Source organism: Sediminibacter sp. Hel_I_10 (assembly GCF_000688335.1).
Classification (GTDB): Bacteria; Bacteroidota; Bacteroidia; order Flavobacteriales; family Flavobacteriaceae; genus Psychroserpens.
Map to the genome: position 1 here is coordinate 2,699,245 of NZ_JHZX01000001.1, position 22,021 is coordinate 2,721,265.

At 37.7% G+C, this 22,021-nt stretch carries 19 protein-coding genes; 5 read left to right on the top strand and 14 right to left on the bottom strand.

Annotated features, from left to right (window positions below):
• Window positions 1-195 precede the first annotated feature (195 nt).
• The 3 genes from P176_RS20045 to P176_RS0112175 all read left to right on the top strand — a co-directional run bounded on the left by P176_RS20045 (window position 196) and on the right by P176_RS0112175 (window position 2,609).
• Entirely contained in the window at window positions 196-405 is a 210-nt protein-coding gene (locus P176_RS20045; RefSeq protein ID WP_026754959.1) for a DUF547 domain-containing protein, read from the top strand.
• Window positions 406-721: 316 nt separating this feature from the next.
• Window positions 722-1,729: a glycoside hydrolase TIM-barrel-like domain-containing protein gene (locus tag P176_RS0112170; protein WP_026754960.1), complete on the top strand. Its 1,008-nt coding sequence runs from the start codon at window positions 722-724 to the stop codon at window positions 1,727-1,729.
• 148 nt (window positions 1,730-1,877) lie between these two features.
• Window positions 1,878-2,609 (top strand): metallophosphoesterase family protein, encoded by a 732-nt coding sequence (locus P176_RS0112175; RefSeq protein ID WP_026754961.1) that lies wholly within the window; start codon window positions 1,878-1,880, stop codon window positions 2,607-2,609.
• Here P176_RS0112175 and P176_RS0112180 read toward each other — a convergent pair whose 3' ends face one another.
• The 12 genes from P176_RS0112180 to P176_RS0112235 all read right to left on the bottom strand — a co-directional run bounded on the left by P176_RS0112180 (window position 2,610) and on the right by P176_RS0112235 (window position 17,792).
• Window positions 2,610-3,314 (bottom strand): TIGR04283 family arsenosugar biosynthesis glycosyltransferase, encoded by a 705-nt coding sequence (locus tag P176_RS0112180; RefSeq protein WP_231481246.1) that lies wholly within the window; start codon window positions 3,312-3,314, stop codon window positions 2,610-2,612.
• 74 nt (window positions 3,315-3,388) lie between these two features.
• Window positions 3,389-4,192, bottom strand: coding sequence for a DUF547 domain-containing protein (locus tag P176_RS0112185; protein ID WP_026754963.1), 804 nt, complete (start codon window positions 4,190-4,192; stop codon window positions 3,389-3,391).
• A 21-nt stretch (window positions 4,193-4,213) separates the two neighbouring features.
• The gene (locus P176_RS0112190) at window positions 4,214-5,113 is read right to left on the bottom strand and encodes a sterol desaturase family protein (RefSeq protein ID WP_026754964.1); all 900 of its coding nucleotides are present in this window, start codon (window positions 5,111-5,113) and stop codon (window positions 4,214-4,216) included.
• Between the two features lie 112 nt (window positions 5,114-5,225).
• Window positions 5,226-6,038 (bottom strand): purine-nucleoside phosphorylase, encoded by an 813-nt coding sequence (locus tag P176_RS0112195; RefSeq protein ID WP_026754965.1) that lies wholly within the window; start codon window positions 6,036-6,038, stop codon window positions 5,226-5,228.
• A complete protein-coding gene (locus P176_RS0112200) occupies window positions 6,035-6,709 on the bottom strand; it encodes a TIGR04282 family arsenosugar biosynthesis glycosyltransferase (RefSeq protein ID WP_026754966.1) in 675 nt (224 codons plus the stop codon). Before P176_RS0112200 ends, P176_RS0112195 begins: the two co-directional genes overlap by 4 nt.
• Before the next feature lie 37 nt (window positions 6,710-6,746).
• Complete coding sequence (locus P176_RS0112205) at window positions 6,747-7,223, bottom strand: rhodanese-like domain-containing protein (protein ID WP_231481248.1); 477 nt, start codon at window positions 7,221-7,223, stop codon at window positions 6,747-6,749.
• Between the two features lie 57 nt (window positions 7,224-7,280).
• Window positions 7,281-8,249, bottom strand: coding sequence for an arsenosugar biosynthesis arsenite methyltransferase ArsM (gene arsM / locus P176_RS0112210; RefSeq protein ID WP_026754968.1), 969 nt, complete (start codon window positions 8,247-8,249; stop codon window positions 7,281-7,283).
• Window positions 8,250-8,299: 50 nt separating this feature from the next.
• The gene (arsS, locus tag P176_RS0112215; protein WP_026754969.1) at window positions 8,300-9,364 is read right to left on the bottom strand and encodes an arsenosugar biosynthesis radical SAM (seleno)protein ArsS; all 1,065 of its coding nucleotides are present in this window, start codon (window positions 9,362-9,364) and stop codon (window positions 8,300-8,302) included.
• Between the two features lie 80 nt (window positions 9,365-9,444).
• Window positions 9,445-9,780: an arsenosugar biosynthesis-associated peroxidase-like protein gene (locus P176_RS0112220; RefSeq protein WP_026754970.1), complete on the bottom strand. Its 336-nt coding sequence runs from the start codon at window positions 9,778-9,780 to the stop codon at window positions 9,445-9,447.
• A 130-nt stretch (window positions 9,781-9,910) separates the two neighbouring features.
• Entirely contained in the window at window positions 9,911-10,381 is a 471-nt protein-coding gene (locus P176_RS0112225; RefSeq protein WP_026754971.1) for a nucleoside deaminase, read from the bottom strand.
• A 10-nt stretch (window positions 10,382-10,391) separates the two neighbouring features.
• Window positions 10,392-12,632 carry a BamA/TamA family outer membrane protein gene (locus tag P176_RS0112230; RefSeq protein WP_051605476.1) on the bottom strand — a complete coding sequence of 747 codons (2,241 nt, stop codon included), beginning with the start codon at window positions 12,630-12,632 and terminating at the stop codon, window positions 10,392-10,394.
• Window positions 12,633-12,683: 51 nt separating this feature from the next.
• Window positions 12,684-17,792 (bottom strand): translocation/assembly module TamB domain-containing protein, encoded by a 5,109-nt coding sequence (locus P176_RS0112235; RefSeq protein ID WP_026754973.1) that lies wholly within the window; start codon window positions 17,790-17,792, stop codon window positions 12,684-12,686.
• A gap of 243 nt (window positions 17,793-18,035) precedes the next feature.
• Between P176_RS0112235 and P176_RS0112240 the strand changes: the two genes are divergently transcribed.
• Window positions 18,036-18,677, top strand: a complete 642-nt coding sequence (locus tag P176_RS0112240; RefSeq protein WP_051605477.1) for a fasciclin domain-containing protein — start codon at window positions 18,036-18,038, stop codon at window positions 18,675-18,677.
• A 302-nt stretch (window positions 18,678-18,979) separates the two neighbouring features.
• Here the strand turns inward: P176_RS0112240 and P176_RS0112250 are convergent, their stop codons facing one another.
• Both P176_RS0112250 and P176_RS20580 read right to left on the bottom strand, forming a co-directional pair.
• Window positions 18,980-19,465 carry a hypothetical protein gene (locus tag P176_RS0112250; RefSeq protein WP_026754975.1) on the bottom strand — a complete coding sequence of 162 codons (486 nt, stop codon included), beginning with the start codon at window positions 19,463-19,465 and terminating at the stop codon, window positions 18,980-18,982.
• Between the two features lie 29 nt (window positions 19,466-19,494).
• Window positions 19,495-21,297 (bottom strand): hypothetical protein, encoded by a 1,803-nt coding sequence (locus P176_RS20580; protein WP_197022164.1) that lies wholly within the window; start codon window positions 21,295-21,297, stop codon window positions 19,495-19,497.
• A gap of 168 nt (window positions 21,298-21,465) precedes the next feature.
• Between P176_RS20580 and P176_RS0112260 the strand changes: the two genes are divergently transcribed.
• Entirely contained in the window at window positions 21,466-21,972 is a 507-nt protein-coding gene (locus P176_RS0112260) for an RNA polymerase sigma factor (RefSeq protein ID WP_369793783.1), read from the top strand.
• The last annotated feature ends 49 nt before the right edge of the window (window positions 21,973-22,021 follow it).

The window sequence follows — 22,021 nt, forward strand, 5'->3', positions numbered from 1 at the left end:
ATCTGCGTCTTTCAATTATGTCGCAACTAAAGGTAATAACTTTACTGGAGCAGTTAATTTATATTGGTTATAAATTGAATTGCGTTTTTGGGTTTCACTTCGGAAATGTGAACGGTAGTTTTCGTGGTAGCTATAAGAAAAGTATTGATTTTCGACTTACCGTGTATTGTGGTTACATAGTAATACAACTCTAGCATGACACGTTATTTCACCCTTCTATTCTTTGCTTTTGGTCTAAATTTTAGTTTTGGTCAAAGTACCCAAGCCTTTTTTGACAAAGCCGATAGCTTCTTGAAGGCTAATGTTTCCGAAGGAAAAGTGGATGATGAGCGAATTCATTTTGTATTGGTATGTGGAGTTGTTGGTTGTCCGCCATTAATCAATAGCGCTTTTTCCCAAGTATGATAGATGCCCAATTGCAAAAACAAATCGTAGCGGCTCTAAGTCATCCAGAGTTTGTGAGAACAGGAAAAGGGCAGGTGCAACTTTCTGAAATTTTTAAATGGTACTAGTCCGATTTTTTTGCAAGACGGAAATGAGCTAGATTTCATCAACCGTTTTAGAACAGAAAAAATTGCTTCAACATCTACAATCACATACTATCCCTATGATTGGAGTTTGAACAAACGTAAACCATAGTTGGGACTGTGATTTATTAGAGCTTTGCATACGCTCGTTTCGCTTTATGTCTTATTTTCGGGAAAACAATGGCTCTCGTTCGATGAAACTTTTAAAATACATTATCCTTTGCGGCATCTTGCAGTGTTGCCAATCTCAACCTGATAAAATCAATGGCGTTAGTTTTGTAGCGTCGAGAGATCAAATTGACAGTGTGCATATTGATCCCGTGGTCAATTTAGGGGCCAATTATGCCGCCATCATGCCGTTTGGATTTATTAAGGAATTGAAGCATCCCGAAATTGTTTACAATACCGAAAGGCAATGGTTTGGCGAAACTAGGGTTGGAGCCAAACAATATATTGAGCAATTGAAACGCGCAAACATCAAGATTATGATCAAGCCACAAATATGGGTCTGGCGTGGCGAGTTTACAGGGCGTATTAAGATGGATAATGAAGCAGATTGGGCCACCTTGGAAGCGTCATACTCTAATTTTATTATGGAATATGCGCAACTGGCGCAAGAGACCAAGGCCGAAATCTTTTGTATTGGTACCGAGTTGGAGAATTTTACACAAGCACGACCAGAATACTGGCATCAGCTCATTTTAGAAATTAAAAAGGTGTACTCCGGAAAATTAACCTATGCTGCCAATTGGGACGAATATAAACGAACTCCATTTTGGCAAGATCTAGATTATATTGGAGTAGATGCCTATTTTCCTGTAAGTGAGATGAAAACACCTACGGTTGAAGATTGTGAGAAAGGCTGGCAGCCCCATAAAATCCTGTTGAAGACCATTTCCGAAGATTATAAAAAGCCTATTCTTTTTACAGAGTATGGTTACCGCAGTATGGACTATACTGGTCAAAGACCATGGGAAAGCGACCATAACATTTCTACTTTAAACCTCGAAGGTCAGTCTCATGCCACCCAAGCGATGTTTAATGTATTTTGGAAGGAGGATTGGTTTGCTGGCGGATTTGTTTGGAAATGGTTTCATGCCCATGATAAAAGTGGCGGCACAAAAGACAATCAGTTTACACCTCAAAATAAGCCTGTTGAAAGTGTGATCAGGTCCTTATATAGTAAAACAGAACCCCGTTAATTAGAGAAAGAGGTTTTGATAAAATAGGCGTCGTCCACTTTAATTTTTCCCAGTTACTCTAAATGGACACCTAAATTTTAAAATAATCATAACATTGCCAAAATGATTTTTGTATTTTATAATTATAGATTTGATAAACGCAATATTTATGAGAACATTAGTAATAGGAGATATTCATGGCGGGCTAAAAGCTTTGGTGCAACTATTGGGTAGAACCAAATTGACCAAAAACGATACTTTGCTATTTTTAGGCGATTATGTAGATGGCTGGAGCCAATCTGCTCAAGTGGTGCAATTTTTATTGGAGTTGTCCAAAAATCAAGACTGTATCTTCATTAAGGGAAATCATGATGTTTGGTGTGAGAATTGGCTAAAAACAGGGCGTGCAGATGGGGTTTGGTTGGCACACGGTGGCGAAGGAACTATAGAAAGTTATAGCGCCATTACAGCGATTGAAAAAATGCAACATTTGGAGTTTTTTGAGACCATGCCGTTATACCATATTGATGACCAAAACCGCTTGTTTCTTCATGCCGGATTTACCTCTATGCACGGTGTCACAAACGAGACCCATCCCGAAACCTTTTACTTTGATAGAACCCTATGGGAGATGGCGTTGGCAGCCGATAGAATGATACAGTCTACTGATGTGAATTATCCAAATAGGGTAAGGCATTATGATGAAATTTATATTGGCCATACACCCACGCTCAATTTCAAAGAGACCATCCCGATGAATGCTCTAAACGTGTGGAATATAGATACCGGTGCCGCATTTACGGGCCGGTTGTCTGCTATAGACATTGATGATAAAATGGTATTTCAAAGCGATCCGGTTACCGATTTGTATCCAGATGAAATGGGACGAAATAAGAGTTGATCAACAAAGGTGCTTTTTGTAATAAGAGCAGAGCTCATCAGCCGAGGCACCAAACCATCTTTTAATGTAAATTCTTAAAAAACGATATTGTACGTTCCAAACACCGTGCTCATGGTATAGCCGTGCTGAGGTGGTTAGTGTTTTGTTGATGACGGTATATTGCTTTCTGGCATAAAGTGCGTTGATCAAGATGTTGTCTTCGTAGATGAGGTAACTTTCATCATAACCACCAATATCCTCAAAAAGTTCTCGAGTTATAAATTGACTTTGGTCACCACCACGGCAAGCACGGCAAGAAAATTGAGTAAGCCAACTGACCAAACGCAACCACCAATGGTCACTATCAAATCGCATTCTAAAACAGCCTGCAAGATTTCCTTTTTTTACTTCGGAAATGATAAGGGCATCAAAATTTTGAGGCGGAAATGATGAGTCGGCGTGCAGAAAATAAAGGATACTGCCAGAAGCTTCTGAAGCACCGTTGTTCAATTGTTTGGCTCTTCCTTTTTCTGAGGTGATCAGTTTAATTTGAGTGTTGCTTTTTTCCAAAGAAAGCTGTTGCACAATAGCTTGGGAGCCATCTTGACTTCCGCCATCTACAACTATAATTTCAAGCACATGTTCCGCTTTAGAATGCAGTAACAGCTCATTAATAAGCTTACCGATATGCTCGGCCTCATTCAAAATGGGGATTATGATAGACATGCGATGATTCATAACGTCAGTTAAATCCACGATTCATCTCTAAAAGCAGTAATGGGCAATACTCAAAGCGTTTTTTAATGTTGGTCGTTCAAGCTCCAATCGTAAGATTTAAAGGTATAATTTGTTTCAGGATTTATTTCAACATTGCTGTACTGATTAATAAAAGCAATGAGATCTTTTTTGCCGTCAACCTTAAAATCAGAACTGTACCAGTCGAAAATCTTGGATAACTTCGGGCTGGTCTTTGTAATCTCATTTTTGTCTCCGTTGATAAAACCAAGCGTCGCTTTCTCTAATTGTGCATCAATTTTTGAAGCGGTATAGGCCTCTGCTAGCAACTTCGGACAAGAATACGAGGCGCAATTGATGGCAAAATGTATTCTGGGTTCTTCCATTTTCCGAAGCACGCCATTTTCAATACCTCCAAGAGAAAGGGTTCTGTTGCCTATGGTAATAAATGCCTTAGTAAAAGCCTTATCAATATCTTTTATGCTTTTTGTTGGGTAGTTGTCTAAAATAAGCTGAACGGTTGCCGCATTATAAAGATTGATGTAATAGGCCAATAACTCTTGAACACTCCAATTTGTATCTGGTTCTAATTCACCGAGCTTCTGTAAATAAGCATCCAACTGCTTTCTATCGTTTTGAAAGCTTTTGTAATCTACAAAACCCTCGGTATTCACATGTGCTTTTAGTAATTTATCCCAATCGCTATGGTCTATAGTTACGGCACTTTCTGTAAGAGTTTCACTCAATGCTCCATCAACTTCTTTGGTGGGCTGTCCTTGGCTTGTAATACCTGCCGCGGTCAAAAGGCTACAGCTCGTCAAAGCTAACCCTATCATGAAGACGGTACTTAATTTATAAATAGATGTCATAAGTATGTTCATTTTAACTATTTACGATAGTTCGGTCTTTTTAGTTTTTAATGGATAGATGCTTTGCTGTAAAAAAGTCTTCGGAAAATGGTCATCATCTTCAAAGCCTAATTCAATATCACGTCCATTAGCGGGCACATGGTCGGTTTTAAAGAGATAGTCCCAAAGACTTAAAGTAATGCCATAATTAACACCGTAAGCGGTGTGTTTGGGTAAGGCTTTGGCATGATGCCAAATATGCATCTTCGGATTGTTGAACACGTATTTCAAAATCCCATAATCCCAACCGAGATTGGCATGGTTGAGGTGCCCAATAGCAATGGCAAAGAAATGCACAAAGGCGACATCTTGAGCATCAAAACCGCCAATAATGGCAATAGGAATGTAAAGTAACGACTTGTAAACAATAGGTTCCATCCAATGGTACCGTAAATGTGCGGCAAACCCCATTTCTTTGACTGAGTGGTGCACTTTGTGAAAATTCCATAGAAAAGGCACCCGATGCAGTAATCTATGAGTGTTCCATTGCACAAAATCACTGATGATAAAAAAGATAAAGAGTCCAAGCCAACGCGGCATATCATCAACATCAAAGAGCTGAAAGCTCGAAATTTTCAGTCCGATGATACTTAGTGCATCATTAAAAAGTTCGGCAACGGTGTTGGAGAGTGCAATAAGCACCAAAAGGTTCAAAAGAAAAAAGTTGAAGAACATATAAAAGGTATCCAACCAAAAATCCTTTCGAAATAAGGATTGGTTTTTTCTCCACGGAAATAGGATTTCCAAAGTCCAAACGAGTAAAGACAGAATCACGAGACCATAAAAATAATTATCCCAATGGTTGATGGAAATGAGCTCTTGCTTGAGGTAGTTCCAATAACCAGAATAGGCCTTTTGTATGATGTCTAGATACTTCTCCATATGCTTTAAAAAAGCGAGTAATCTCTTAATGATGGGTTGGTCGTAATTAATCCCTGAAACTTAATATGAATTTCAGTTATCAAAACGTTGCATCTTCAAAAGGGCTTTGTTCTTATAGATTTCTTATCAATTCCTTGAAAAGTATGATCATATTTGGCTCTGCTTTTTCTGCCATGGCAATAATCTCAGAGATGTCTACCGGCTTTAAATGCTCAGGATCACACTCATCTGTCAATACAGAAACGGCAGCGGCCTTTAGGTTGAGGTGATTGGCCACAATAATTTCAGGAACGGTGCTCATGCCTACCGCGTCTGCACCAATGATCTTGAGCATACGGTATTCTGCTCTTGTTTCTAATTGCGGACCAACAACACTAGCATAAACACCTTCGTGTAAAGTGATGTTATGCGCTTTTGCGATGGCCTTGAATTTAGCATTAATGTCTACATCATACGGAGCGCTCATGTCAACAAAACGTTCTCCCAATTTGCCAACGCCTTTAAAAGCAAGTGGAGAACTGCCTTGAAGGTTGATGTGATCGTCTATCAACATCAACTCTCCTTTTTTAAAGTTAAGATTAATTGCTCCTGATGCATTGGAAACCAATAAGGTATGGATCCCTAATTTTTCCATAACGCGCACTGGGTAAGTGACGTCTTGTAACGTGTAGCCTTCATAAATATGAAAACGGCCTTGCATCACAACCACCTTTTTGCCTTCTAAAACACCATAAATAAGTTTGCCTTTGTGAAACTCTACTGTTGCTGTAGGAAAGTTAGGGATATGATTATAGCTTACCTCTTTGATGATCTTTAGCTCATCAATTAATTGACCGAGACCTGTACCTAAAATAATTCCTATTTCAGGATGATCAAAACCTTTGTCTTTTAAATAATTAGCTGTTTCTTTTATAAATTTTTTCATGGCTGTTTGTAGTATGTTTTAAGTTGCTGATAATGCTTCATATCCTCAAAAGTATCAATATCGTTGAGTTCTTTCAAGAGAAACACATTACTATTCTGTAAATCCTTGAGCGTTTCTGCTCTCACGGTTTCGGTACCCCATTCTTTATTTTGAAATACCTCTTGATAAAGCGTTTTCATGGCCAGTAAATAATAGCCGCCATCTTGAGCAGGACCAATAACCACGTCATGAGTGTTAAGATGTTCAAAGGCGCTATTTATGATATCAGCATCAATGTCTAACAAATCACTGCCAATAATGCACACCTTTTCGTAACCCGATTGAAATAATTCTGAAAAGGCATGCTGCATGCGAGCTCCCAGATCTTGACCTTCTTGGCGTTTTTTGTTGAAATAGGCAGGATCCCAAATGTCGTTAACATTGATGGCTTCGGAATAAAACACAAACCGATCTGCTTTTACCTGTTTTGAAACTTCTGCAGTATGCGCCAAAAGGTGTTTGTAAACTTTTAATGCAGCGTCATCGCCAATGGTTTTAGCCAATCTGGTCTTACACTTGCCAAGTTCTGGATTACGGGTAAAAATGATCACGGCTTTTTTGGAGGTGGGAAAATGAAAATTGGCCACCATATCTTGATCACTATTGGTATTGTTATTGGAAAGTATGCCCATTTAAAAGGAGTTGTTCATGATGTATATTTTGAAAGAATCATTGATAAACTTTGATGCCATTTAAAAGCCATTTGCCCCAAGCTTTCGAAAAAGCATGAACACTATCGGTAACTTTTTCTTCGGCATTGTAAACTTCGAAGTTTTTATTTTTCCATTCAAAAATACCACCATATAGATTCTGAACATTGGTATATCCCGCCTTTTTAAGTTGACTCGCTACATCTTCAGATCTGATGCCTAAGGAGCAATAGACAACAATAGCTTGGTTTTTATCGGTTAATGTTTTGGAAACCGTATCTAGATTGAAGGTGTTAAAGCCTACATGAATAGCATCTTTTAAATGGCTCACCTTGTATTCTGCCAATTCACGAGCATCTAAAACAATGGCCTTGGTCTTGGGCATGGCTAATTCTTGCACAGTAATATAAGGCACAGCATTGGTGTTGTGAGCTTTAAGCAGGTGGTCTAATGGTTTTTGAGAGTAGGTTGCCAAAGTCCCTAAAAGCATTGCCATTATTACAACAGATTTGAACATACGCCTCAACAAAATTTAACACGTTTTGAAAATCATCTAGCAGCAGCCACCACCATCATAGTGGTAGGTAGACTCACTTATAAAAATATCATTTCTGCCTAGTGATTTTAAGGCACCAGCTGTTTTATCACAAACTGCTAACGGCTGATTTTTTACAAGAACGTGTCCCTTTTTATCATCAAAAAAAGTGTCCTCCCCATAATAAATAGCAGCTTTTCCAGTAAAAATGCATGGTCCATCCTCTGGCATTGGATCTTTGATTGCAGCAACCTCTATAGATTCTATATAAATTAACTCATCGGTAGGGTAGTGTTTAGGATCTAAAATTCTATAGGGCTTTCGCGCTCTAATTTCAATAGTACCAAATCCAACATCGGTTAAAGCTTTCACATATTGGGCTATAGGAATACTTCCGCTCAAACATAAAGCTCTCAAACGATCATCGTTACGCAATTGATCATTCATGGGTTGCTCACAAGTTGGATCGCTCATCACAAGTTTTCCATTTGGCTTTAAGACCCTATACATTTCTTCAATAGCTCGCTTTAATTCTTCCGCCTTAAAAATATTAAAAAGACAATTTTGAGCCGCTACATCAATCGTATTATCATCTACAGGTAAGTTAAATGCGTCTCCTTTTTTGAGTTCAACGAAATCACTCTTGAACCAGCTGTTTTCTTGTTCAGCAATTTTAAAGTTCTCCTTAGATGCATTCAGCATTTCATCAACCACATCAACGCCAACAACGCCTCCTTTTTGACGATTAAAATAAGAAAATTGAAGAAGTTCCATACCACCACCAACACCTACGTAAAGCATTTTTGGGTTATTGGATAGGTCTCTCGCATGAACTGTACTGCCGCAACCGTAATTCATGTCTTGCATGATCTTTGGTATTTTTAAACCAGGTAATTCCCAAATAGGATTGGTGGTACAGCATAAACCAACATCTGGAGTTAATGCTGCCTCTTTATAAACATTATGGGTGGTTTCTAGATAGCTCATATATTTAGTATTTTATTTTATAAGTATAATGCAACTTTTATTTTTGGCTTTTATGCAACGCTGCCTTGACAGCTACTTCCAGCTCCTGCAGTACAGCCATAGCAATGCTGTGAAATTACTATATTTCGACCTTCAAGAAGATCTTCGTTAAATTCTGAAATGTGTTGTGCCTTACTATTTACAGGTAATTCTAACATTTGATTAAAATCACAGTCAAATAAATAGCCATCCCAACTCACAGACAGCGTATTGGTACACATAACGTTAGAAACAGCAGTAGGATTGTAGGCATCTACAAGTTGATACATGTAATCCTCGTAGTTTTCTGAGGCAATAAGATAATCTAAAAAGCGAGCAATGGGTAAATTGGTTATGGCAAAAAGACTGTGAAAGTGTATGTCAAAATCTTCTTTTAACGCCCTTTTAAAATCTTTTTCCATAGCATTTTGATCACTTGGTAAAAAGGCACCCGAGGGATTGTATACCAAATCCAATCTCAAATTGCTATCTGGCATGCCATATCCAATAGCATTTAATTCCTGCAATGCCTTAATAGACTTATCAAATACGCCGCTACCTCGCTGCTTATCGGTTTTGCCTCTGGTCCAATGCGGCATTGAGCTTACCACATGTACATTATGTTTCTTGAAAAATTGAGGTAGATCATGATATTTTTTATTAGCCCGAATGATGGTGAGATTAGAGCGAACAATAAAATCTTTGATGCCTACCTTAGCAGCCTCTTCAACAAACCACCTAAAATCGGGGTTCATTTCTGGAGCACCACCTGTAAGATCTAAGGTATGAGCACCTGAGTTTTTAATGACGTCAAGACATTGTTTCATCGTGTCTCGCGTCATGATTTCTTTTCGGTCAGGACCCGCATCTACGTGGCAATGTTCACAAACTTGATTGCACATGTAGCCTACATTAATTTGTAGGATTTCCAACTTTTTTGCTTTAAGCGGAAACTGATTACTTTCTGAAATTTTATCTTTGAATGTTGGCAACTCACCGCTCTTGAAAATACCGTTAGATAAGATATCAAGCTGTTTATTGCTTTGAGCGAGATCGCTACCTTTTTTATGTAAAGATTCGGTCTTTAATTTTTTCATAATATAGTATCATTCTATCATCATAGGTCATGCCTTTACGGTTCTAAGATCTCACCTGGATGAAATCATAAAAGTTGAGTTTAACCGTCAAGTTGATTGACCTTATTCATCATTTGAACACCATGCACTAGGGTAGCGCCGCTCTTTATGGCTGCGCCCACATGAATGGCTTCCATCATTTCTTCTTTAGTGACCCCGCGTTGTAAGCCGTCTTTGGTATAAGCATCAATACAATACGGACACTGTTCAGTATGAGCAACGGCAAGTGCGATTAAGGATTTTTCACGAGCAGTTAGAGCACCCTCTTCAAATACTTTTTCATAATATTCAAAAAATTTAGTGCCTAATGCTTCACTCCATTCTGTAATCTTACCGAATTTTCTTAAATCTGAAGGGTCATAATAGGTTTTGGACATGATCTAATGTTTTAAAATACCTACGAAAAAAAAGCAGGTATGGATTTCTGTCGAAATTAATAATAAAAGATAACAGTCTGATATAAATTTAGTGGATCTAAAAGAAAGAACGTTGCATTTGTGTCCATAATCAGTAATCGGTTCTATCTTCTTTTTTACTCCATTTCTGAAAAGGTTCTATAGCAATATCACGCGCTATTTGGATAAAAGGAATGCGTCGCTCTGCATAAGGCAGAGGGATTTCATCATAAATAAATTGATCGTCAAACCCTATGTTAGCGGCATCTACTTGTGTACTGCCGTAATAAACTTTTTCTAAACGCGCCCAATAGATGGCACCCAAACACATGGGGCAAGGTTCGCAAGAGGTGTATAATTCACAACCTTCTAAATTAAAGGTGTTCAAATTCATACAAGCATCTCTAATGGCCATGACCTCGCCATGAGCGGTAGGATCATTAGTAGAGGTGACTTTATTATGTCCCTTACCTACAATTTTGCCATCTTTTACGATAACACATCCAAAAGGACCACCATCATTGTTGTTCATTCCTGTTAGGGCCGCTTCAACGGCTTGTTGCATAAACTCTTTTTTTTCCATATCTATTTTTTTAAAAAGGATACCCAATGGCAAAATTAAGCACTGGCTCATCCCATTGAAAATCGAAACGCTCACCTTCATCCAAAGACGGGTCATGAAAGGGTGCTGCAAGATCAAACCTTATTACAAACCCTTGAACATCTATACGTAAGCCAAAACCAGTACCCATCCCCAGCTCATTGATAAAGTTTGATGAGAATTTATCTTTGCCGTCAAATGCAGGGTTGCCTTTGGAATTCCAAACATTACCGGCATCTGCAAAAACGGCGCCTTTAAAGAATGAGAAAATAGGGAAACGGTACTCCACGTTGGCTTCTAATCTAATGTTACCCGTCTGGTCAAAAAATGTCCCGTCGCTATTCTCATCGTTAGTTTCATTATAGGTTCCGGGGCCTAATGAACGTATCCTGAAGGCTCTTACACTGTAGGGACCACCAGAAAAATATTGTTTTACAAAAGGGACGACATCAGAATTTCCGTAGGCTAATCCGTAACCCGCAAATAAACGGGTTGCTAAAGTATGCGATCGGTTTTTTCCGAAGTTAAGATGAAATCTAAAATCTACATCTGCTTTAGCATATTGTGCGTATTCTAGACCCAAAAACTCATCGGCCCCAGTCTCTTCGTTTTGAGACCCCAGAAGACTAATGGAATTACCGGCAACATCTAAAGTTGAATTTAAGAAAAACTGATTTGGATCATTACTGTCTACCATACCGTTGTAAGTAAACGAGAAGGTTAACCCAGAAATAAACTGCTGATCAAAACTGCGTTTAAGAAATGGGTTTTGGTCTAGAATATCCTGGAATTCTGGAGTGACGTTTCCTAGTTTGGTGTAATTTATAGAGATGGGATTCACTTCATAAGTGACATAACGGTTGGCATCCCATACATATCCAAAAAGCGCACTCCCTGAAAGTAGGGTGTACAGTTTGCTACGACGTAAATAATTTGCGGCCAAACTCGTTTTGGTCTTTGGGATGGAATACTCAAAGAAATCGTCGTTAATATTAAATGGAGAAATCACTCTAGGGAAAATAAGTTCACCCTTTAAACCAAGTTCTGTACTACTCAGTCCTGCGTTACTACCACTGGCAATCTGTGTTTCATAACCTATGCTTGTGCTTATGTTCAAGGTTTCACCGCCTCTAAAGAGGTTACGGTTACTATAAGTCAAGGCAAGATTAGGCCCTGTAAAACTATTTGATTTTGTTACCGCCTGTAGCTCGACACGAACGGCACGTTTGGTCAATGGAGATAGAAAGATATCTGCCTCCAAGGCTCCCAAGCTATCTGTTAACAGCGAATCAATTTCTCTATATCTAATGTTTACATATTTATAAGCGCCTATGGTTGATAGACGTCTTGCGGTATTCTTGGACTCTGATGGGCTATAATAATCCTGCTCCTCAATGGTAATGAATTTGTTAAGATGCTTCGGTTTGAAAAATAGGGTATCCTGAATGTAGGTTTTGTTATCGTAACGTTCTGTATTTAAGTTGATGGAATCGTTTAAGTCATGATCTGCGTAAACATTAATGCGTTTCACTTGATACGGCACGAGGGATTTTTTGGGAACCTCTGCCTTCAATTTTAGAAACAAATCAAATCGTTTGTTATTGTACTGATTGGTATCGGCCTCAAAAACTAAAAAGTCGGAATTGAAATTATAATAGCCTTTCTTTTTTAATTCGGTATCTAATCGCGTACGCTCCAATTTCATATTAGAAAGATCAAAACGACTCTCATTGGTTAACGGAGATTCTTGAAAAGCGGGTTTGATATCTGTATAAATGGGATTAGGGAGCGTGTCTAAGGTAAGCGTTTCCATCTTGTAGGGTTTGGGAACCGTTAGCTTATAATTGATGGAGGCAAATTGTTTTTTTTCTGTGAACGCTGAGGTTGCTTGACTGTAGAAAAAACCATTGTTTTCTAACCTATTGATTAGAATCTCTTCAACTTCGAGGTTTTCAACATCAGATTGGTAAACCGGCTCTTCACCAATTTGTTTATATAACCATCGATTAAGAAAGCCAGGTTTTTCTTTTTGGGTTTTATAATAAAAGTATAATCCAGGTCGCATCCCTAAAACAGAACTATTGGGTTCTGGTCTAAGTACGGTTTGTAGTTCAGCTTTAAGTTGATCTACATTTTTAACTGAGGTATCTGCGTCAATTTCAATAACAGCACCGGTATAGAGACGTTTATCTTCGGGAATAAACTTTTTGACACTACACGAATAAAAAATCATGGTGAGTAGTGTAATGCAAACGCCGTATCTTAAGGTTGTTTTCAAATTAGGTTACTTAGATGCTTCTTGATTAGTATTCTTTTCCTTTGTTTCAGTCTCAGAAGTTTCCTTGTCTACTTTAGAGTCTTCGGCCTTCTGATTTGTGTCCTCCTCCTCATCTTGTGCTTTGAGCATTGCATCCCATAAATCTCTAAAATCATTAAATTCTTGAGTAAAGATTAAGGCAATTCCGCTAATAATAGTTTGCCCGTCAATAACATTTTCAAAAGCACTCTTTCTAAAACCTTTGAGACGATAACGGCCATCTTCAGAAAGCATATATTCTAAACTAACGTTGCCTATTAATGGTGTGGTTTCCCCAGTTGGACTACTTCCTTGTATGTCTACCTCACTACCGACCCTCACAATTAAACGATCGTCAAAGAGTTTTTTCTGTGCGGCCACATCCAATTGGGTGCGCTCGGTTGGAGAGTTGCCTTGGTAGTCGGTATAACTGTCTAAACCGAAATCGATTTCAATACCAGATTTACCTAAAACTTTATCTGAAAAGGCATTGAGCTGTCCAGCAACCGCATCGTTAAGATTGTCTCTAGCAATAGTAGCAAAACCTCCCGAACTCCCATCACTTCCGGAGTCTGGATAAAATCTATTCAACACTAGCAAAGAGAATACTTGACGATTGAGTTCACTCTCTTGTTGGTTTACCTGCTGCACACGACCATAAACTTGTCCACCTACGGCGCCTTGTTCTTCTTCTGGCATATCCAATTGAAAGGAGATTTTAGGTTGCATTAATTCACCATTAATATTAAGGTACACATTAAATGGTAGTACTTGGCGGTATTTACTTCTTACGGAAGCATCTAGACCAGAAATTTGTGATGACATTAATGACGAGGCAGAAGTTTCTACTTTATAGATGGCCCTCACGTCTAGTTTGGCGTCAAAAGGATCTCCAGACCAAGTGATGCGACTTCCTTTAGCTATGTTGAACTTTCTATTGACAAGGTTGTAAAGCGTGAGCTCATAATGGCCATCTGAAATCTCGTAAGTGCCAGAAAGATTGATTCTTCCGTTGGGAGCCATTCTTAAATCGAGTTCTCCTTCACCAGATACCTTAAAATTATCCCCTGTTTGTTCATCAATAATGATGGTTGCTGTAGCGCTTTCTCCAATGTTGATTAAAGTGGAAATATCAAAGCCTTTAATCGTTGCGGTCTCCTCTTCGGTTTGTGTGAGAATTGCATTTGGATTTTCCCTATTTACAAATCTAACAACACCGTCTCGCTCTTCAATATTGGCAACTGTAGCGGGTAGGATGTAAGTGATGTCTGTATCAGAATTTAAGGTGAGCTTGGCGTCTAGTTTTGGGATTTGTAAATCGCCAGTTAGTTTTGCGTCAGCATCAAAAGAGGCCTTTCCGTAGATAAAATCATTATCATCTGGAGTAGCATTAAGCACCTGAAAGTTTTTTGCCGTAAGGTCTAGATCAAAGGTTGGGTTTAAGAAGCTTTCGGTTCCAATCTCACCAGAAAGTACCAAGGCATTTTTATTGGCATCTAGAACTGTGAAATCAGACATGGAAAAACCTTCATTATCCACATTTAAAGTTTCATCTTTTAGAGTGAAAGGTGTGTTTAGTTTTACAATATTAAAGGTGGCATTTTTAAAATTAAGACTGCCTTTGTATTGAGGTGCTGTTGTGCTACCTGTCACTTTAAATTGCCCAGTAAAAATACCTTCGGCATTTTTAATTTCACCCAATGCCAGATTGTTGAGGGCTTTCATCTTAAACTCTGTGATATTAAGATCGAGATTGAGCTTGGCATCATTGGTTGTAGACGTGTATTCTCCTGTAAGGTCAAGATTGACATCGCCTCCTTGTAGGTTAGCATTAAAATCATAGTTATTGCCACCTAAAGATTCTGCATCGATACTTAATGTCCCGAAATTGGTTTTTAATACCTTCAGGTCGTTGACGCTAAGGTCTGCAACAATACCCGTTTCAGTAAAGGGTTCTTGAAGAATGAAGTTGCCGTTGAGTTGACCAGTGGCCAATTTTGATTTTGGGTTAAGATAATTAAAGACTTCACTAATCTTAAAATTATTAAATTCTAGAGCCGCATGTTTTTTTGTAAGGTTGCGTAGCTTGTCTGTGATGTTTATGGATTGATCCCCTTTGGAAATTTTAAAATCATTGAACTCTAGGGCTGTACTGGTGAGAATCATTTCATTGTCTTTGGGAATTGACCATTCGCGCTTATTTAAAATAAGACTGTCAGGATTTACCTTTAAGACCAAGCGTTCGCTATTTCCTGTAATTTTAGTATTCACATTCATTAAAAGAGAGTCTTCATGAAAGCTCAAAAAATTAACGGTGAGTTCATTGTTGTTTTGGTTTCCCGTAATTTTTGTTCGAGGGATATCTAAAGGTCCAGCAATAATATTTTTAAACCCTAGATTAAAGTTGAAATTATCTTTATTGGTGTCCATCGCAAAGACCAGACTATCCAATTCATTACCGCTGTAATTAATGTGCGGTGCGGTGATATTTGCTTTAAGCTTACGTTGTTTTTCCTTGAAATCTACAGCAATTGAGACGGTGTCTAAATCTTTGACATTAACTAAAAAGACTTCTTTTAACAAAGGCGATTGTGCAATTTTACCTTCTAACTTTAGGTTTACAGGTTTTGAAATGGTGTCTGTTTTAATAGAATCCCGATAAAAATAACTGCGCACATGTTTTTGAAGTGCTTTACTAAAGGTTTGTGGATCGGAGTTTGATCTCAAGGTGAGGTCTAGCATTTTATTTCGTACAGAAACCGAAGTGGTATCTTGCGTAACGTGGGCCAATGCGTTTAGAGACCCCAATAAATAGGTTTGGTTCTCATATACAATAACCCCGTCGTCAACTATGGCTGATACATCATAATTGGTAGCATTGCCTTTAAAGTCTGCATAAACGGTCATCCCTGTTTTTACTTGACGCTGCATGAGACCTAGCGCTTGTAAATTAGCACCAATAATATCTAGTTCTAAGGTTGCTTCTGGAGCTACAGAATCTAGTACTACCACGGCATCCAAATTCATATTGAGATTATCATCCTTGTATTTTGAGCGCACGTGACCTCTGCCGTTTTTAAGGTCACCGTTGATGTTGAGGTCATTAATAGCATATCTGTTAAGCTGAAATTTCTTAATGGTTGCATCAACGCTTGCGTCCATCGTATTGATGGTTGTTCCGCTTCCTTGTGATTTTAGAGATAACGTTAAGGTGCCAAATTGCGGATTGTTCATCAGCTCATCAATTTTATAGTCCTCTATCGATAGATCTACATTATAAGCTAAAGTTTGTTTGTTTTTAAAAGTCCCCTCTATGCTGGCAATACCTTGTGTGGTCGTTAGTTTTGCTTTTGCTGAAACATCATCGAGTTGGCCATTTGCGCTTCCGGCGAGTTTTACGTCCTTCGGAAACGTGATGCCCATTTCTTTTTCGTCAATAAATTTCATGGCATCTTCACGAGTGGTCTTGGCTACAAATTGCGGAATGTTGAACTGTAGTTTCTCAGGGTCGGTTGGATATTTTAGCGTTGCTCTAGTTGAAATTTGCGTAGATGCACCCCATTTGACATTAAGATTAGGGATATTCATGCTTGCTAAAGTGCCCGAAGCGTTCACATTTCCGCTAAGTGTTTTTTCACTCAAGGTTTTGAGATAAGGGTTCTGTTTAAGTGCTGGCTGAAATTTAAAGAGCTCTTTTAAAGATAGGCGAAACGAAGGGAAATTAAGGTCGACCTTGGTGTTCTCTGGTGTTGTGGTTAACTGGTTTAGGCCATTATAGTTCAATTGTGCGTAACCTGTAATGGCATTGTTATTTAATTTAAGGTTTAAATCTTCAATAGAAAGTTCCTGCTCAGAAACTCTAAGATTTACAGACAGTTGCTCTAGATTAAAGGCTGAGGTCTCATTAAGTTTTAGAGTATGGATGTCAATCCCCGCTTTTTGGTCTTTTAGAAAGATGTTTTTAGCATCTAATACTAAACCTTCAATAGAAAAGGCTTCAGGATTAAAAGTTTCTGTTGTTAGTGTGGCATTACCTGCCCTAAAGTTAATATTGTTGTTTTCAAGCTGTAAATCGGCAACGTTCACTTTAAATTCTGGCCATTCAAAAGTATTTGTATTTGATGTGTTTTGATTTGGAGCGATTTCTGGGGAAGCTTGAGAGACGTTTTTCTTATTGATTTCGGTCTGTATCGCCACTTTTGAATGTCGCAATTCCAAAATGGCAATGTCAATATCATTAGATGAGAGGTCGATTTTTGGTATTTCTGTATGGAAGTCTGCAATATCTAAATCGGCTATAATTTCGGAAGGTTGAGACTCATAATACGCTACAACATTTTTGATGTTGATGGATTCAACTGAAAATTTAGGAAGAGGGACATCAGATTCTGAAGTGGTATCTATGGCGACCTTATTTTGAATAAATTTAATATTACTGTTCGCTAATTCTATATCTGAAGCTTCAAAATTCATGTGCTCAAGATCGGTCGTTTCCATATTGGCATTGAGTACACCTATTTTAAATCGGGAATTGATACCCAACACATCATCATCAAAAACAACATCGAAGTTGCTAAAGTTGAGGTCTCCCAACACAATATTTAAAGGCTGAGTTGCTGTAGTATCTGTGGCAACGCTAGTAGAGTCGGCTGGCGCAAAGGCATCTATTAAAAATTGAAAGTTGTATCCAGAAATAGAATCTTTTCTAGTGATATTGGCTCTTAGGCCTTCCCAATCTAATCCGTCAACACCAACAGCTCCGCCATTAATCATGGCCCAAAGAGGAATGTTGGCTTCCAGTGATTTTGAATAAACCAAGGTATCTCCTTGCTTGTCTTCTAAGTAAAGACCATCCAATTGCACATCGCCATCAAAGGTGATGAACAACTTTTCTATGGCTACCTTCGTTTGGGTTTTATTAGAGACGTAATCTACCACTTGGTTGACAATGATATTTTGCCCCCACGGACTTCTCACAAACAGCAAGATTAACAAGAGAAAGATTAGGACACCCAAAGCCACGCGCAGGGTGCGTCTTAACCAGCGGTAACTTGTTTTTTTGCTAGCTTCTTTAGGTTTGTTTTCAGTAGTATCCAAGGCGTAAAGATAAAGCAGTAAAGGTATTATAAATGTTACTATTGATGCGATTATTAACGTAATTACTAGAAAAGGGCATACTAATTTTTTGTTAAGAGCAGTCGAGCAAATTGTCTTAATTTTTCCCAATCTGAGTTTGTTGTGTTCATTTTAGTTAAAATTTTATTAAATCAATTATTCGGAAATCCTAATAGCTATTCTATGCGTATCTTGTTAGGATAAACCAATAAACAACAAAAAATTATGAAATTAAGAATGAACAGTATCTTCGGAGCATTGATGTGCATGACTTTAGTGGTGATGACATCTTGTAACGATGGAAAAAAAGAAGAAGAAGCGGCGAAGATGGAAGCTGAGAAAATGGAGCAAGAAGCTGCGGATAATGAAAGAATGGCTATGGAAGCCGAAGAAGAAAAAATGAAGCAAGAAGCGATGGAGAGCAGTATTGCATCTAAAGCTATGGCAACAGAAAGCTTATCTACATTAGTAGCAGCCGTTAAAGCTGCAGATTTAGCTCAAATGTTATCTGAGCCAGGTGAATATACTGTATTTGCTCCTAATAATGCTGCTTTCGAAAAGTTACCTGCAGGAACTGTAGAGACTTTATTGAAGCCTGAGAACAAAGAGAAATTAAAAGGTATCTTAACGTACCACGTTGTTTCAGGTAAAGTTGATGCTGCTACTTTGGTAGCTGCTATCAAAGATGCTAACGGGAAGTATGTTGTTAAAACTGCCAACGGTGGTGAGTTAACTGCATCTATGAAAGGAGATTCAGTGATTTTAACTGATGCTTCTGGAAAAACGTCTACTGTGATTGCTACAGATGTACAAGCATCTAATGGTGTAGTTCACATCATAGACACTGTTGTAATGCCAAAAGCATAAGACGACGTCTAAATTAATTTGAGAAAGCCCAATCTGAAAAGATCGGGCTTTTTTTTGTTTTATTTTAGATGTTGTTGACTTTAAAATACGTTATGAAGAGAAAGCCATCGTCATTAAAAATGTGAAAGGTTCTAATTTCGCAAAAAATGAGCAGTTTTTTTTTAAAATGGCAAAATCAACACTGCTTTGAAGTTTCATTAAAAAGAAAAACCAACCATAAAATTTATGGTTGGCTTGCTTTTAATCAAATATGATGAATTTTATAGAGTGGAATATTTAATTAATTAGGATGCTTTTCTTCTTTAATTTTTCTCAAATGTGAGCATATCAGTTTCACCATTCCCTCCGCTTATATCAATAAGATCAATTCTAGTAGATGATGAAGAAACAATATCCCAGTCATCATTTAGGTCCTCAAAATCGTTACTGTCTGGTACAGGGAATAAAATATTAAAATCAATATCATCATCACTACTGCTGTCATCGTCACTGTTACTATCGTTTGTGACAGACCAGGTTCCAGTCATTGTGTTTGAACCATTTGTTGCTACAAGAGAGCCGTCAGAATTGAAACTAAAGTCATAACCATTAAAGTTAGAGGTTTCGTTTTGACCAGAATCATTAAAATTCGTGATTTGCCATGTTCCGGATTCAACAGTATTTTCAATTTGTGAGATTTGTTGACTGTTATCATTCGGACTCCCACCATCGTCATCACTTGAGCAAGTAGATGACATTAGAGAAAAACTTAACATTGTTAATAGACCGAAATAAAATGCTTTTTTCATAATTGTTGTTTTTAATTTAAAATGTAATATTAAAGTTTTTGAAGTGTTAGAGTGTCTGTTCCATCATCTCCGCTGATGTCTTGGATAACCACTTGGGTGGCTGAAACAGAAATGACATCCCAATCATCATCGTTAAATTCTTCGAAGGGCATATCTGTGCCAAAATCTAATGCCATTTGATTGCCTCCATTTAGTACAGCCCAAGTACCGTTATTGGTATCAGAACCGTTTGAAGCAGACACAGTACTATCCATATTAAACACTAATTTATAACCTACGTAATCAGCGGTTTGGTCAATAGCATCTTCGGTATAAGATGCAACTATCCATAAGCCGTCTGTTAGTATAGTCTCTAAATCATCGTTTCCGTTGCCCCCATCAAAAGGATTTCTTTCAAACGTTAAAAAGTTTTCCGAGCTATCACCTCCGCTAATATCTTTTAATCTGATAATGTCATTTGTTACTTCGATTACGTCCCAATCATCAGCTAACTCGTTAAGTGGGGTGGCTGTTCCGAAGTTTAAATTAAGGCCTAAATCTGTATCTTCCCCAGAAGAGATTGACCATGATCCATTAGTTAAACCGTTCATATTAGTTGCAGTGGCTGTAAGGTTTGATGCAAAATTGAAAACATAGTTAGCAAAGTCTGCGGTTTCATCTGTATCATCAAAGAAATGCGTAACATACCAATCTCCATTTGTTAATGCATTAGCCAGAGCAGTATCATCAACGTTTCCTCCTGATGTGCAATCACTTTCAAAACGTAATCTATCATCTCCTAATCTCAGATCTACTTTTGCTTCATTTTCATCTTCATCTTCATCCTCATCTTCTTGTTCTATTTCATGTAAGTTCCAAGTGTCGTTAAAATCTGGTAATCCTGTTACGTTTATAACTACTGAAATATTATTAGCTGTTCCAAAGGTCTCCCATGACCCATTAAAGGTGCTTGTTCCTTGAGTAACTACTAGTGTTCCATCACTATTGAACTCAAATGTATATCCCACATAGCTGTCTTCAAGATCATCATCATTACGTTCAAGCTTATCAACGGTCCATTCAGCGCAATTAGTGAAAATATTCTCAAGGGCGTCGGTTGAGCAGTCATCACAATCATCATCATCAAAATCATTATCATCATCTTCATCACAGCTATCATCTGCCAGCTCAATAACATTTTCCAGCTCTTGAATAGTATTAACGATTTGTGTTGTCTCATCAGCAAATATTACGGTAATAGGAAAATTAATTGTTACCGCTGCAAAGTCATTTAAATCATCAATAAAATCATACATATCATTATCGTTATTGATAGTTATAGCGTTTATTAAATCATTATTTATATCGAAAACGGAAGCAGTTATTGGATATTGAAAGTCAATACATTCTATATCGTCGTCATCTTCATTTTCGCCAACGCAGTCAACCGCAAGCGCTTCAAGCTCTTCATCGGAATTGATTGAAACTGTTGAGAAATCCGTAAGAACTACAGTAATAGGGTATGAAATGACTACGGAATCATCATCATCTTCAAACAAATCAATAATGTCTTCAATGTCTTCATAGTTAGAATCGTCATTTATTTCGAGCTCAATTCCATTAACTGTAACTGTAATAGGTAGTTGTACGCTTAAACAACTTGCATTATCTATAATATTATCACTAGAGCCATCGTTAGAGGCTATTCTGCTCATAAGATTAGCCACAGTTGAATTGGCTTCAACAGTTTCTTCAACAGGTGGATCAATTGCTAAATCGTCTTCAGTTCTACAGGAAGTCATAGTGAGTAAAACTCCTATTATTAATAGTAAGATTGGTTTCAATGTTTTCATAATTAAATGGATTTTATTTCAATATTTAAGTACGTTTGTTAGTTGGCTTTAAAATAGCCTCTTTATATTGAAACAACTCATTAACTAAATGTCCCGAGAAAAAATAGATTTTTTTTTATTTATCTTTCTTTTCTGAAATCAAAAAACTAAAAGCCCTTGCCAAAATCATTGCACCAAGATATATGCGATAAAGTTCGCTTTTCAAAATTTTATGAGAAGTACGCGCAATCATTGAGCAATATTTTTTTTTATAAGTATGGCGAGCTTTTAAGCCCTTCTGATAAGGTGCAAGAAGCCTTTATAAAGCTATGGGAAAACTGTTCTAAAATAAAACCAGAGGCGGCTAAATCTTATTTATACACCACGGCAAATAATATGATGCTTAACGAGGTTAAACATCAAAAAGTAGTATTGAAGTATCAACAGGTAAAACCAAAGGATTATACTAATGAGTCCCCTGAATTTATTTTACGCAAAAAAGAATTTCTTTACAAATTTGAGCGTGTTCTGTCGCAATTAAAAGAAGAAGAGAGGGTGGCATTTCTGCTTAACAAAGTAGATGGTAAGACCCATAAGGAAGTTGCTGAAATTTTAGGTATCACAAAAAAGATCGCAGAGCATCGAATCTATGCGGCTTTTAATAAACTCAAAGATCAGCTTGAGGAACTTAATTGAAAATAATTTTGGGACATTTACAATCTAAGTTGTTTTAAATATATAGAAG

Coding starts and splice junctions, on each gene's coding strand:
- P176_RS20045 (WP_026754959.1), top strand. CDS start 196: ATGACACGTTATTTCACCCTTCTATTCTTTGCTTTTGGTCTAAATTTT.
- P176_RS0112170 (WP_026754960.1), top strand. CDS start 722: ATGAAACTTTTAAAATACATTATCCTTTGCGGCATCTTGCAGTGTTGC.
- P176_RS0112175 (WP_026754961.1), top strand. CDS start 1,878: ATGAGAACATTAGTAATAGGAGATATTCATGGCGGGCTAAAAGCTTTG.
- P176_RS0112180 (WP_231481246.1), bottom strand. CDS start 3,314: ATGTCTATCATAATCCCCATTTTGAATGAGGCCGAGCATATCGGTAAG.
- P176_RS0112185 (WP_026754963.1), bottom strand. CDS start 4,192: ATGACATCTATTTATAAATTAAGTACCGTCTTCATGATAGGGTTAGCT.
- P176_RS0112190 (WP_026754964.1), bottom strand. CDS start 5,113: ATGGAGAAGTATCTAGACATCATACAAAAGGCCTATTCTGGTTATTGG.
- P176_RS0112195 (WP_026754965.1), bottom strand. CDS start 6,038: ATGAAAAAATTTATAAAAGAAACAGCTAATTATTTAAAAGACAAAGGT.
- P176_RS0112200 (WP_026754966.1), bottom strand. CDS start 6,709: ATGGGCATACTTTCCAATAACAATACCAATAGTGATCAAGATATGGTG.
- P176_RS0112205 (WP_231481248.1), bottom strand. CDS start 7,223: ATGGCAATGCTTTTAGGGACTTTGGCAACCTACTCTCAAAAACCATTA.
- arsM (WP_026754968.1), bottom strand. CDS start 8,249: ATGAGCTATCTAGAAACCACCCATAATGTTTATAAAGAGGCAGCATTA.
- arsS (WP_026754969.1), bottom strand. CDS start 9,364: ATGAAAAAATTAAAGACCGAATCTTTACATAAAAAAGGTAGCGATCTC.
- P176_RS0112220 (WP_026754970.1), bottom strand. CDS start 9,780: ATGTCCAAAACCTATTATGACCCTTCAGATTTAAGAAAATTCGGTAAG.
- P176_RS0112225 (WP_026754971.1), bottom strand. CDS start 10,381: ATGGAAAAAAAAGAGTTTATGCAACAAGCCGTTGAAGCGGCCCTAACA.
- P176_RS0112230 (WP_051605476.1), bottom strand. CDS start 12,632: ATGATTTTTTATTCGTGTAGTGTCAAAAAGTTTATTCCCGAAGATAAA.
- P176_RS0112240 (WP_051605477.1), top strand. CDS start 18,036: ATGAAATTAAGAATGAACAGTATCTTCGGAGCATTGATGTGCATGACT.
- P176_RS0112250 (WP_026754975.1), bottom strand. CDS start 19,465: ATGAAAAAAGCATTTTATTTCGGTCTATTAACAATGTTAAGTTTTTCT.
- P176_RS20580 (WP_197022164.1), bottom strand. CDS start 21,297: ATGAAAACATTGAAACCAATCTTACTATTAATAATAGGAGTTTTACTC.